At 63.6% G+C, this 12800-nt stretch carries 12 protein-coding genes; 6 read left to right on the top strand and 6 right to left on the bottom strand.

Annotation, left to right across the window (positions count from 1 at the left end; all coding sequences use genetic code 11):
• Positions 1-501, bottom strand: coding sequence for a MarR family winged helix-turn-helix transcriptional regulator (locus V1292_RS17010; RefSeq protein WP_334373879.1), 501 nt, complete (start codon positions 499-501; stop codon positions 1-3).
• A gap of 214 nt (positions 502-715) precedes the next feature.
• Here V1292_RS17010 and V1292_RS17005 point away from each other — a divergent pair, with 214 nt between their 5' ends.
• Both V1292_RS17005 and V1292_RS17000 read left to right on the top strand, forming a co-directional pair.
• Complete coding sequence (locus tag V1292_RS17005) at positions 716-1891, top strand: ABC transporter substrate-binding protein (protein WP_334373878.1); 1176 nt, start codon at positions 716-718, stop codon at positions 1889-1891.
• Positions 1892-1912: 21 nt separating this feature from the next.
• Entirely contained in the window at positions 1913-2368 is a 456-nt protein-coding gene (locus V1292_RS17000; RefSeq protein ID WP_334373877.1) for a cupin domain-containing protein, read from the top strand.
• 125 nt (positions 2369-2493) lie between these two features.
• Here the strand turns inward: V1292_RS17000 and V1292_RS16995 are convergent, their stop codons facing one another.
• The 5 genes from V1292_RS16995 to V1292_RS16975 all read right to left on the bottom strand — a co-directional run bounded on the left by V1292_RS16995 (position 2494) and on the right by V1292_RS16975 (position 9409).
• The gene (locus V1292_RS16995; protein WP_334373876.1) at positions 2494-3747 is read right to left on the bottom strand and encodes a flavin-dependent oxidoreductase; all 1254 of its coding nucleotides are present in this window, start codon (positions 3745-3747) and stop codon (positions 2494-2496) included.
• A gap of 68 nt (positions 3748-3815) precedes the next feature.
• Positions 3816-6164: a bifunctional salicylyl-CoA 5-hydroxylase/oxidoreductase gene (locus tag V1292_RS16990; RefSeq protein WP_334373875.1), complete on the bottom strand. Its 2349-nt coding sequence runs from the start codon at positions 6162-6164 to the stop codon at positions 3816-3818.
• Positions 6165-6376: 212 nt separating this feature from the next.
• Positions 6377-7213 carry an enoyl-CoA hydratase family protein gene (locus V1292_RS16985; protein ID WP_334373874.1) on the bottom strand — a complete coding sequence of 279 codons (837 nt, stop codon included), beginning with the start codon at positions 7211-7213 and terminating at the stop codon, positions 6377-6379.
• A gap of 33 nt (positions 7214-7246) precedes the next feature.
• Positions 7247-8008 carry an SDR family NAD(P)-dependent oxidoreductase gene (locus V1292_RS16980; protein ID WP_334373873.1) on the bottom strand — a complete coding sequence of 254 codons (762 nt, stop codon included), beginning with the start codon at positions 8006-8008 and terminating at the stop codon, positions 7247-7249.
• A 216-nt stretch (positions 8009-8224) separates the two neighbouring features.
• The gene (locus V1292_RS16975) at positions 8225-9409 is read right to left on the bottom strand and encodes a CaiB/BaiF CoA transferase family protein (protein ID WP_334373871.1); all 1185 of its coding nucleotides are present in this window, start codon (positions 9407-9409) and stop codon (positions 8225-8227) included.
• A gap of 107 nt (positions 9410-9516) precedes the next feature.
• Here V1292_RS16975 and V1292_RS16970 point away from each other — a divergent pair, with 107 nt between their 5' ends.
• The 4 genes from V1292_RS16970 to V1292_RS16955 all read left to right on the top strand — a co-directional run bounded on the left by V1292_RS16970 (position 9517) and on the right by V1292_RS16955 (position 12800).
• Positions 9517-10446: a dihydrodipicolinate synthase family protein gene (locus tag V1292_RS16970; RefSeq protein WP_334373870.1), complete on the top strand. Its 930-nt coding sequence runs from the start codon at positions 9517-9519 to the stop codon at positions 10444-10446.
• 107 nt (positions 10447-10553) lie between these two features.
• Positions 10554-11579, top strand: a complete 1026-nt coding sequence (locus V1292_RS16965) for a YihY/virulence factor BrkB family protein (RefSeq protein WP_334373869.1) — start codon at positions 10554-10556, stop codon at positions 11577-11579.
• 231 nt (positions 11580-11810) lie between these two features.
• Positions 11811-12518 (top strand): DUF3750 domain-containing protein, encoded by a 708-nt coding sequence (locus V1292_RS16960; protein WP_334377076.1) that lies wholly within the window; start codon positions 11811-11813, stop codon positions 12516-12518.
• Between the two features lie 90 nt (positions 12519-12608).
• Complete coding sequence (locus V1292_RS16955) at positions 12609-12800, top strand: hypothetical protein (protein WP_334373868.1); 192 nt, start codon at positions 12609-12611, stop codon at positions 12798-12800.

Here is a 12800-nt window from a genome sequence, read left to right as displayed (position 1 = left end):
TCAGCCTCGATCGTCCCGCGCCCTCGCGGACTTCTGCGCCGAAGTCTTGGTCTTGGCCAATAGGCGCATTAGCTCGCGGACATCCTTCGGCGTCAGGTCTCCGAAGATATCGGCGATCCATAATTCGTGTTCCGCCGCCATCTTGCGGAATTCGGCACGACCGGCCTTGGTCAGACGGATCACCTGCACGCGGCGGTCGACCTCCGAGGTGCGGCGGTCGAGATGTCCGGATTCGACCAGGCGCTCGACGAGGCCAGTGACGTTGCCATTCGAAACCATCATCCGCTTCGAGACATCCGACAACGTCATGCCCTCCGGCACCTTGTCGAGCTGGGCCATCAGATCGAACCGCGGCAGCGTGACGTCGAAGCGCTCGCGCAAGCGGCTGCGTACCTCGCCCTCGATCAGGGTCGTGCAGGTCAGGAGGCGAAGCCACAGCCTGAGTTCGTCGCCATGATGCTCCGGGAGCTCGACGGCCTTGGTCTCTGAATCGAGAGTCATGATCCTATCTTGTCTGCGTTTTAACGTTCGGCGAGCTCGAACAGAGCTCAGCTTGGGATCATTGCCCAGATTTCTTTAAGTTTCAAGCAATTGGCGCATGGCTTGCATGGATGCGTTGCGCTTGCGGGTGCCGTCGCCGTCAGAATAAGCTGCACCCCGAGCATTTGATGTAGCGTAGGTTTTGGCTGCAGCGCCGCCAAACGGAGGAATAATCATGAAGCAGTCGTTGAAGCTGACAGGACTTGCCGTTTTGCTGGGGTTTGCCGCCGCTCCCGCCGCAGCGCAGGAGAAGATCAAGATCGGCGTGATCACGACCTTGTCTGGCCCGGCGGCCGTACTCGGCCAGCAATCCCGCGACGGCTTCCAGCTCGCGGTCAAGGAGCTCGGCGGCAAGATGGCCGGCAAGGACGTCGAGGTGATCGTCGTCGACGATGAACTCAAGCCCGATGGCGCCGTGACCAAGGCCAAGGGCCTGCTCGAGCGCGAGACGGTCGATTTCGTCGTCGGGCCGATCTTCTCCAACATCCTGCAGGCCATTCACCGGCCAGTGACGGGGAACAAGACGTTCCTGATCAGCCCGAACGCGGGGCCGTCGAGCTATGCCGGCAAGGAGTGCAGTCCGTTCTTCTACGTGACCTCGTACCAGAATGACCAGGTTCACGAGATCCTCGGCAAGGTCGCCCAGGACCGCGGCTACAAGCGCATCTACGTGCTGGTGCCGAACTATCAGGCCGGCAAGGATTCGGCGGCCGGATTCAAGCTGGATTACAAGGGCGAGATCGTCGAGGAGAGCTACACCCCGCTCGGCACGCTGGATTTCCAGGTCGAACTGACCAAGATCGCCTCCTCCAAGGTCGATGCGCTGTTCACCTTCATGCCGGGCGGCATGGGCGTCGGCCTCGTGAAGCAGTACCGGCAGGCCGGCCTCGCCGACAAGATCCCGGTGCTGTCGGCGTTCACGGTCGACGAATCGACCCTGCCCGCGCAACAGGATGCCGCCGTCGGCATGTTCGGCGGCGCCAACTGGGCGCCGAACATGGACAACCCCCACAGCAAAAAATTCGTCGCTGCGTACGAGGCCGCCTATAACAGCGTGCCCGGCACCTACGCCATGCAGGGCTATGATACGGCCATGCTGATCGACAGCGCGGTGAAGGCGGTGAAGGGCGATCTGAAGAACAAAGATGCGGTCTCGGCCGCGCTCAGGAAGGCCGAGTTCACTTCGCTGCGCGGCGACTTCAAGTTCAACGTCAACGGCTATCCGATCCAGAGTTTCTATCTGACCAAGGTCGCCAAGCGTCCGGACGGTAAATTCCAGACCGAGATCGTCGAGAAGGTGTTTTCCAACTACGGCGATCGCTATGCCAAGGATTGCACGCCCGCGAAATAACAATCGAGAGGGAGCGAGACCATGAAGACTGAAATCGCCGGCATTACCCGCGCCAACGAGGGAATCCAGGGAATCACCTGGAGCATCCTCGGCCAGACATATGTGCCGAAGAGCGTCACCGAGCATTCCTTCTCCTGGCACGCGACGCTCCCGCCCGATACTTTTGTGCCGCCGCACATCCATCCCGATCAGGACGAGTATCTCTACATCCTGGAAGGCCAGCTCGACTTCTTCCTCGATGGCGCCGACACGCAGGCCACCCCCGGCGATCTGGTTCGCCTGCCGATGGGCAAGCCGCACGGCATCTTCAACAAGTCGGGACGGACCACGAAGACGCTGTTCTGGGTCTCACCGACGCGGCGGCTCTACGACCTGTTCTGGGCGATCCACAACATGAAGGAGCAGAAGCCGGACGCTGTGGTGGCGCTGGCGGCCGAGCACAACATCCACTTCCTGCCGCCGCCTCCGGGCGCGTGAATTCTTTGACCCTCATGGTGAGGAGGCGCTTCTTCAGCGCCGTCTCGAACCATGAGGCCACAGCCGAGCCTTCATCCTTCGAGACGCGGCAGAGACGCCGCTCCTCAGGATGAGGACGTTGCTCCCTACGCCCGCACCGCCGCGAGCCCGACCTGCGGCGGGGCGAAGCCGGCCTTGGACGCGTAGCCGCGGACGATGGCTTCGCGCTGGGCGTGGCTCAGCACCTTCTCGATGTCGGTAAAGCCGTCCGGCGCCAGTTGCTCGACGGCGTCGATCACGCCCTCGGGGCCGCCGCGGCGGTTCGCGCGCACGATCTCCGCCGTCATCGGCAGGCGCTTCTTCTCATAGGCGACCAGCGCCTGGCGCGGATGCTCGGCACGCGCCAGCTCATCGGCGAGCGCCCGCGCGTCAAGGATTGCCTGCGAGGCGCCATTGGATCCGACTGGATACATCGGGTGCGCGGCGTCGCCGAGCAGCGTGACGCGTCCCCAGGTCCAGTACGGCAGGGGATCGCGGTCGCAGCACGGATATTCGTAAAATTCCGGCGTCGCCGAAATCAGGCTGCGCACGTCGACATACGGCACCTTGAAGCGCTCGACATGGGGCATCAGTTCCTCGCGCTTGCCGGGCCGCGACCAGTCCTCGCGGCGCGGCGGCGGTGAATTGCCGTCGCCGATCTTCACCAGCACCGCCCAGTTGGTCAGCCGGCTCGATGGACTCGAGCCTTCCGCAATCGGATAGACCACGACCTTGGCATTCAACCCACCGGCCACGATCATCGAGCGGCCGGTCAGGAAGGCTGGCCAGTCGCGCGCGCCACGCCACAGCATTAGGCCGTTCCAGCACGGCGGCCCCTCGTCGGGAAACAGCATCTCGCGGACGCGCGAATGAATGCCGTCGGCGCCGATCAAGATATCGCCGCGCGCGGTTTTGACATGGGCGCCGGTGCGGTCGAAGAAGTGAGCGACCACGCCGCCCTCGTGCTGCGCAAACGAGCCGAGACGGCAACCGGTGTGGATCGCCTCGTGGCCGAGCCGTTCCTCGACGGCGCGATGAATCACGCTTTGCAGGCGACCGCGGTGGACCGAGAATTGCGGCACGTCGTGTCCGGCATCGAGGCCGCGCGGCTCGCGCCAGACTTCCTGGCCGTGGCGGCTGAGATAGTACAGTTGATCGGTACGAACAGCGGCAGCATCGAGCCGGTCCAACAGGCCGAGGGCGGTCAATTCTCTGATCGCATGCGGCAGCGTGTTGATGCCGACGCCGAGTTCGCGGATGGTATCGGACTGCTCGAACACTTCGCAATCGATGCCGCGGGCGCGCAGCATCAGCGCGGTGGTAAGGCCTCCGATGCCGCCTCCGACGATGATCGCTTTCATGCGCGTAACTCCACTCTATTCTTCGACCTCTCCCCGCTGGCGCGGGGCGAGGGAGCCTGCCATTCAGCCTATTCGGCTGCAAGCGGCTTTGTCGCCTCGGCCTTCAGCTCAGCGCGGGTTTTCGGTTTAGCCTTAACCTTGAGGTCTTCGAAATCCTGCCGGTCGCGCACGCTGTTGCGGAAAATTTGTTCCTTGCCGGGCAGATATTGCGGCGGACAGGCGATGTCGGCGCCATACCAGGCGGCCGCCCGCATCGTGAAGGACGGATCGACCAGATGCGGCCGGGCGAGCGCGACGAGATCGGCGCGACCGGCGGCCAGAATCGTGTTGACCTGGTCTGCGGTGGTGATGTTCCCGACGCACATGGTCGCGACGCGGGCTTCGTTCCGGACCTGATCGGAAAACGGCGTCTGGAACATGCGGCCATAGACCGGCTGCGCATCGCGCACGGTCTGGCCCGTGGAGACGTCGACCAGATCGACGCCGGCTTCGGCGAAGGCGCGCGCGATCGCAACCGCATCGTCGCCGGTGATGCCGCCCGCGGCCCAGTCGGTCGCCGAGATGCGAACCGACATCGGCTTGTGCGCCGGCCACGCCGCACGCATCGCCTCGAACACTTCGAGCGGATAGCGCAGCCGGTTGGCGAGCGCGCCGCCATATTCGTCAGTGCGTTGGTTGGTCAGCGGCGAGACGAAACTCGCCAGCAGATAGCCATGGGCGCAGTGCAGCTCCAGCATATCGAACCCGCAGGCTTCGCCACGCAAGGTGGCCGCCACGAACTCTTTCTTGACGTGGTCCATCGCGGCGCGATCCATTTCGCGCGGCACCTGGCTGTCCGGGAAGTAGGGCAACGGAGACGCCGAGATCGTATCCCAGCCGCCCTCTTCCAGCGGCCGGTCCATGCCCTCCCACATCAATTTGGTTGCGCCCTTGCGGCCGGCGTGTCCGAGTTGCAGGCAGATCTTCGCAGCCGAATTGGCGTGGACGAAATCGACGATCCGCGTCCAGGCGGCCTGCTGCTCGTCGTTCCACAGACCGGTGCAGCCGGGCGTGATGCGGGCGTCGCGGCCGACGCAGGTCATCTCGGTGAAGATCAGTCCCGCGCCGCCGATGGCGCGCGAGCCGTAGTGCACCAGATGGAAATCGCCGGGCACGCCGTCTTTCGCCGAATACATGCACATCGGCGACACCACCGCGCGGTTCGCGACTTCCATCTCGCGCAGCCTGAGCGGCTGGAACATCGGCGCCACTGGCTTGTCGAGGTCGACATCGAACCCTTTGGCGCGAACCTGCTTCGCAAACGCCTTGTCGACCTCGCGGACGAACTCCGGCGCGCGCAGTGTGAGGTTATCGTAAGTGATCGCCTTGGCGCGGGTCATGACGCCGAACGCAAACTGCACGGGATCGAAATCCCAGAAGCGGTCGACATGCTCGAACCAGACCAGCGACACGTCGGCGGCATGCTGGATCTTCTCGACCTCCTCGCGCCGCCCCTGCTCGTAGGTCTGCAACGCGGCGTCAACGGTCGGCGCCTGCGCCATGGCGTCGGCGAGCGCAATCGCGTCTTCCATCGCGAGCTTGGTGCCCGAGCCGATCGAGAAATGCGCGGTCGCCTTGGCGTCGCCGAGCAGCACCATGTTGTCCTTGATCCAGCGTTGGCTGCGGATCATCGGAAAATTGCGCCACGTCGAGCGGTTGATCAGCAGCGGATGGCCGTCGAGGAACCAGCCGAAGATTTCGGCCATGCGATCGGCGGACTCACGTTCGCTGAGGCCTTCGAGGCCGGCGCGTTGGAAGGTTTCGGCGTCGGTCTCGAAGATCCACGTCGAGCGCCCCGCCTCGTATTGATAGGCGTGCGCGATGAACGGCCCCCACTCTGTCTCCTGAAAGATGAAGGTGAAGGCGTCGAGCGGCCGGGTCGAGCCCATCCACGCGAATTTGTTGGAGCGCAGGTCGATCTGCGGCTGGAAATGCTCGATGTGCTTGTCGCGGAAGCGGCTGTTGATGCCGTCGGCGAGCACGATGAGATCGGTGTCGGCAAAGCGGGCTTCGTCGTCGATGTCGGTTTCGAACAACAGCGTCACGCCGAGTTCGCGGGCGCGCTCCTGCAGGATCAACAGCAGCGTTCGGCGCGAGCAGCCGCAAAAGCCGTTGCCGCCGACGCGGTGGACGGTGCCGCGGAAATGCACGGCGATGTCGTCCCAATAGGCGAATTCCTCGGTGATGCGGCGATAGCTCGGCGGATCGTACTTTTCGAAATTATCCAGCGTGGCGTCGGAGAATACGACGCCGAAGCCGAAGGTGTCGTCGGCGCGGTTGCGCTCGTAGACGGTGATCTCGGCCTGCGGCCGCTGTTTCTTCAAGAGGATCGCGGCATAGAGACCGGCCGGTCCGCCGCCGATTATCGCGATCTTCATCTACCGCCTCCGAAACAGGCTGTCGGGCTAGTTCCGAATTACTTTAAGCCTAAAATAATTTCGGGGCAAGGGGGCCTTCGGCCCTTCGTAGCCCGGATGAGCGGAGCGACATCCGGGGATCTCGCCAGTTCGCAGTCCAGCACGAGCGAAGCGATATGCGGGCAGCGGTCCCGGGTATCGCTGCGCTCACCCGGGCTACGGTACTGCGGGCCTCAATTCCCCTGGAACACCGGGGTTCGCTTGTTCGAGAACGCCTCGAACGCCCTCGCGAAATCTTCCGTGGTCATGCAGAGCGCTTGCGCCACCGCCTCGGCCTCGATCGCTTCCTCCACCGACATTGCCCATTCCATCGCCAGCATACGCTTGGTCATGGTGTTGGCGAAGGTGGGTCCTTCCGAAATCTGCTTGGCCAATAATTGCGCCTGCGGCAGCACCTGTTCCGGGGTGACGATCCTGGAGAAGAAGCCCCATTTCTCGCCCTCCTCCGCGGTCATGAAGCGGCCGGTGTAGAGCAGTTCCGACGCCCGTGATTGCCCGATGATGCGCGGCAGGATCGCGCAGGCGCCCATGTCGCAGCCGGCGAGCCCGACCTTGTTGAACAGGAACGCGACCTTGGCGCCGGTGGCGGCCAAGCGCATGTCGGACGCCATGGCGATGATCGCACCCGCTCCGGCGCAGATGCCTTCGACGGCGGCGACGATCGGCTGCGGACACGCGCGCATCGCTTTCACCAGGTCGCCGGTCATGCGGGTGAAACCGGTCAGTCCCTTGGTGTCCATCTGGATCAAGGGACCGATGATCTCGAACACGTCGCCGCCGGAGGAGAAATTGCCGCCGGCACCGGTCACGACGACGGTCTTGACCTCATCGTCCATCGCGCAGGCGCGGAAAAAGTCCGTGAGTTCGCGATAGCTTTCGAACGTCAGCGGATTCTTTCGCTCGGGACGATTGAGCGTCACCGTGGCGACGCGATCCACGACCGTCAGCACAAAATGTTTCGGCGAGTAGTCGGCCAGCGGCAGCGTGACGGGGTTGGCAGGCTTGCTCATGGGATCTCCCTGAATTGCATTGTCGTTGACCGCTCAGACCTCGCCACCGGCAACCGCGATGGCCTGTCCGGTGATGGCGCCGGCGCCCTCGCCGCAGAGCCAGAGCACGGTATCAGCTACTTCCGACGGCGCCACGAGACGTCCCTGCGGATTGTGCTTTGACAACTCCGCAATCGCTTCCTCGCGGCTGCGGCCAGTCTTCTTGATGATGTTGTCGATCGAGCCTTCCAGCAGATCGGTCTCGGTGAAGCCGGGACACACGGCATTCACGGTAACGCCGCTCTTGGCCGTCTCCTGCGCCAGCGAACGGACAAGGCCGATCACCGCGTGTTTCGCCGCGCTGTAGGCCGAGACATAAGCGTAGCCCTTGAGGCCGGCGGTCGACGCGACGGCGACGATCCGGCCGCGGCGGCGCTCCAACATTCCCGGCAGCACGGCCTGCGTGGCGTGGACCACGCCCATGAAATTGACGTCCATCATCCGCTGGAACAGCGCCGCGTCGGAGCGGCCGAACGGCGCGGACTCCGCCGCGCCGGCATTGGTGATGAGAATGTCGATCGGCTGCCGCGCGGCGGCTTCCGCTACTGCCGACTTGACTGAAGCCTGGTCGGCGACATCAGCGACCGCTGCAAACTGCGCCGCGCCGGACGCAACCGCTTCATCCAATGTCGCGCGGTTGCGCCCGAGCACTGTTACCGTTGCACCAGCTTTCGACAGCGCCGCCGATATCGCAAGGCCAATGCCCCGCCCGCCGCCGGTGACGAGCGCATGGGAGGAACGCGACAATTGGGACATCGGTCAAGCCTCCAGGATCAGGGTTCAGCATATATTTTAAACTTCAAGCTTTTGCAAGGAAGGGAGAGCCACGTCCGTCGTGGCCCGTAGGGTGGGCAAAGCGACCACGTCCGCCGTAGCTCCATGAGCGAAGGCGGAAGCGTGCCCACCATCGAGAAGCGAGCTCGACGATAGATGGTGGGCACGTCGCTCACGCTCCTTCGCCCACCCTGCATGTTAAATAATCCCGTCTTTTCGCAGCGCTGCAATCGCATCCGCGTCGTAGCCGATGTCGGCCAGCACGCGATCGGTGTGCTCGCCGAGTGTCGGCGGGCGCGTGACGATTTCGCCTGATGTCTCCGACAGCCGCACCGCGGCGCGCGCCACTGGCGCGGGGTTCGGCAAGCCGGGGTAGTCGACATCCTGCATGAAACCGGCGGCGCGGATGTGCGGATGCTCCAGCACCTGTTGCGGGCTCAAGACCGGACCGGCCGGGATCATCGCCTGGCCGAGCGTATCGACGGCTTGCTGCGTGGTGCGCTCGGCGCACCAGCGCGCCATTCGCTCACTGATGATGGGACCGTGATCGCCGCGCTTGATGTCGTCGGCAAAGCGCGGATCGCTGAGCCAGTGATCCTCGCCCATCAATCTGGCCCAGCGGATGAACAGCGGGTGCCCTGTGACCTGGCACAACACCCAGCCGTCCCTGGTGCGGTAGATGTCGGCGGGCGCCGCGGTCTGGCCGAGATTGCCCGTGGGCACGCGGTTGGCAGATATCACCGCCTGCTCGATCAGCGTTGCGTTGGTGAAGGACAGCGCGGTTGCGAGCAGCGCGCCCTCGACGATCTGCCCGCGCCCGGATTTGCCGCGCTCGATCAGCGCGGCGAGCGTACCGAACGCGCAATGCAGCGCGGTGCCGAAATCGACCCAGTTCACCGCGGCGCGATACGGCGGATCGCCCTTGCCCGTCATGTAGACCGCGCCCGACATCACCTGGCCCACGCCGTCGAAGCCGACGCGGTCCGACCATGGCCCCGGCCCACCGAAGGCAGTCGCCGTCGTCAGGATGATGTCCGGCTTGATCGCCTTCAGCGATTCATAGTCGAGCTTCATCGCGCGCAGCGTCTGCGGCGGCAGGTTGGCGACGACGACGTCCGATGTCGCAACCAGCCGGCGCATCACCTCCTGGCCTTGCGGCTTCATCGGATCGAGCGTGATGCATTTCTTGTTGCGGTTGACCTGGAGGAACAACGCGCCCTCGCCGCCTTCGCCGACCGGCGCCACGAAACGGTCCTCGCTGCCGTCGCGCTTTTCCACCCGGATGACTTCCGCACCGAACTCCGCCAGCAATGTCGCGCAATACGGTCCTGCGATATAACGCCCGAAATCGAGGACACGAATGCCCTCCAGAACTCCCCCCATCGGTGTTTTTCCTTGTCTGGCTGCCCGATCGTGGCGAGCCTATCATGTTGATGAATGAATGGGACGGCCATACAATCACTGATCCCTTTCGAACGGAACATCCCTAAATGACCTCGACTGCACAACGGCCCTATCGCGGCGTCTACCCCGTCGCTCCGACCATCTTCGACGACCACGGAGAGCTCGATCTCGAAGGGCAGCGGCGCTGCATCGATTTCATGATCGACGCCGGCTCGAACGGCCTGTGCATTCTGGCCAATTTCTCCGAGCAGTTCGTCCTCACCGATGCCGAGCGCGAAAAGGTGATGGTCGCGGTGCTGGAGCACGTCGCCGGCCGCGTGCCGGTGATCGTGACGACGACGCATTTCGGTTCGCGCATCTGCGCCGAGCGCAGCCGCCAGGCCCAGGACGCGGGCGCGGCGATGGTGATGATCATGCCGCCGTATCACGGCGCCACGTTCCGCGTGCCGGAAAAGGCCATTTTCGAGTTCTATCGCACCGTCTCCGACACCATCGACATTCCCATCATGATCCAGGATGCGCCCGTTGCCGGGACGCCGCTTTCGGTCGACCTGCTGGCCCGCATGGCGCGGGAAATTCCGAATATCCGCTATTTCAAGATCGAGGTGCCGATGGCGGCGGCGAAGCTTCGCGATCTGATCGCGGCCGGCGGCGACAACATCGAAGGCCCCTGGGACGGCGAGGAAGCGATCACGCTGATGGCCGATCTCGACGCAGGCGCAACCGGCGCCATGACCGGGGGCGGCTATCCCGATGGCATCCGGCAGATCATCGATCCCTATCTCGCAGGCCGCCGCGAGGAGGCGATGGCAGCTTATGCGCGCTGGCTGCCGCTGATCAATTACGAGAACCGTCAGTGCGGCTTGCAGGCCGCCAAGATACTGATGAAGGAAGGCGGCGTGATCGGTTCGGACGCGGTTCGTCATCCCCTGCAAAGGGTTCACCCGGCGGCGCGCGCGGGTCTCATCGAAATCGCCCGCCAGCTCGATCCCGTGGTGTTGCGCTGGGGCCGCTAGATCGCCACCAGCCGACACCGCGCTCCGGCGTGGTGTCGCCACCTGCTGATCGCGACTTGATCCAGGAACGTCGCCGCTCTCTGCGCATTAAAAGCGTAGAGACGCGGGTGAGCCATGTGAGTTACCTGCACGACACCAAGCCTGAGCCAGCCGAGGGCGAGCCGGATACTTCAGGATCTCCAGCCGATCAGGGCCGCGGCCGCCGCGCGGTATCTCCGTGGCAAATTCCCTGGAGCGGATGGAAGGATATCCTGATCAGGACCTACCAGCAGGTCGGCGAAGACAGGCTGCTCGCCGTTGCCGCAGGCGTCGTCTTCTATGGCCTGCTTGCCCTCTTCCCGGCGATCACCGCCCTTGTCTCGTCCTACGCGCTGTTCGCCAAGGCGAGTACGATCAACGACCACATGACGATGCTTGCGGGTATCCTGCCGGAGGGCGCGCTCGGCATCGTCAGAGACCAGGTCGACCGGGTGCTCGCCAAGGGCGACGTCAAGCTGGGGTTGGCTTTTCTGTTCTCCTTTCTGCTTGCGCTGTGGAGCGCCAATGGCGGCATCAAGGCCATCATCGATGCGCTCAATGTGGTTTATGACGAGGACGAGAAGCGTGGCTTTCTCAAGCTCAACGCGGTTTCCCTTGCATTGACCTTCGGCGGTCTGGTCGCGGTGCTTCTCGCCATCGGCTCGGTCGTCGCGCTTCCGATCGTTCTGTCCACGATCGGGCTCGGGGCCGTCACCGATGCGCTGTTTCGATTCGGACGCTGGCCTGTCCTGGTCCTGACGATGCTGTTTGGCCTCGCGGTGCTCTATCGGTTCGGACCGAGCCGCCGCTCGCCGCAATGGCGCTGGCTGAGCGTCGGCAGCGTGGTTGCAACGCTGGCATGGCTTGCGGGATCGGCCTTGCTGTCGTTCTACCTTTCCAATTACGCAAACTACGACGCGACGTACGGCTCACTCGGGGCCGCGATCGGCTTGATGATGTGGATGTGGATATCCACGATCGTCGTGCTGCTCGGTGCCGAACTCAATGCGGAGATCGAGCATCAGACCGCAGCCGACAGCACCGAGGGCGGAAACAAGCCGCTGGGTCAGCGCGGCGCGAAGATGGCCGACACGGTCGGAGAAGCGAAATCATAGGCGCAGAAGCGTAATGTTCCTGTTTTTCTCGAACAGGCTGGGATGTCTTGGCTCGCTGTTGCTTTCGGCAGCCGTGACCATCGGCCTGCTTTTTGCGCTCGGCATTCTTCGTTTTTGATCGCGGAATTGCGCAGCGCCGAACTGGAAATCAGAGTTGAAGCCATTACATCAGGTGCCCCCTCACATTGATTTCCCGCCGTGAAGAGATACCTCGTCATTTTCCTTCTGGTCATGCTCGTTCCCATGGCGGTTTCCGCCGTGCAATACCTGCTCGGCGACAGGCGCGAGAACTGGCAAACGGCGGACCGTTCAAGCGCCGGACTTCTTACAAACGCTTCCGAACACACCGATGCCGTGGTCAGGGTATTCGCGGCAAGAACCGTACGCTGGCGCGGGATATTCGCGGTTCACACCTGGATCGTCGTGAAGGAGCGCGGGGCCAGTCGTTACAGCCGCTACGATTACACGGCCTGGGGTGAGCCGATCCGGATCGACGGATTCCAGGCCGACGGGCGCTGGTTTGGCGAGATCCCCGAAACGGTCGTCAGCGTCGATGGTCCGAAAGCGGAAGCGCTGATTCCCAAAATCCGCTCGGTCATCGAGACTTACAAGTTTCGAGCCAATGGAGATTACAGCGCCTGGCCGGGTCCGAACTCCAACACGTTCATCCAGGCGATACTGGATGCCGTTCCGGAACTTGAAGCGGTGTTGCCGCCGACGGCGATCGGCAAGGATTATCCTTACCATGGCAATTGGGTTGGCTTCACGTCGTCGCGGACCGGCGTGTTTGCTTCGCTCGGAGGTTACCTTGGACTGACGATCGGATGGATCGAAGGCATCGAGCTCAATTTTTTCGGAGGCGTTCTCGGCCTCGACATCCGCCGCCCCGCTTTGAAACTGCCGGGTGTCGGCCGGCTCGGGCGGCCGCTTGGTCCGTGACCGCGGTATCGACGGCGGACGAAGTCGGATTGATTCCAGTCCATGGGGAACCTTCGTTTCGGTCAAACGTCGAAAATCGGGAGGATCGACATGACCGACGAACAGACCTTTGCATCATTGCTCGGCAAGGCCGCGATTGCGGTTTGGGGCGACATGCCCCGGGACATTCAGGAGGCGCTGTTCGAAACCGCGATGCGCAACCGCTCCGAGTTGCGTCACGATCTGGCCTGCCTGCTGCATGAGCGCCACCCGAGAACGCAGCACCCGGCCAAACCCGACTGA

The sequence above is a fragment of the Bradyrhizobium sp. AZCC 1719 genome, from assembly GCF_036924525.1.
GTDB lineage: Bacteria > Pseudomonadota > Alphaproteobacteria > Rhizobiales > Xanthobacteraceae > Bradyrhizobium.
This window is presented reverse-complemented; position numbering and strand designations above follow the sequence as displayed.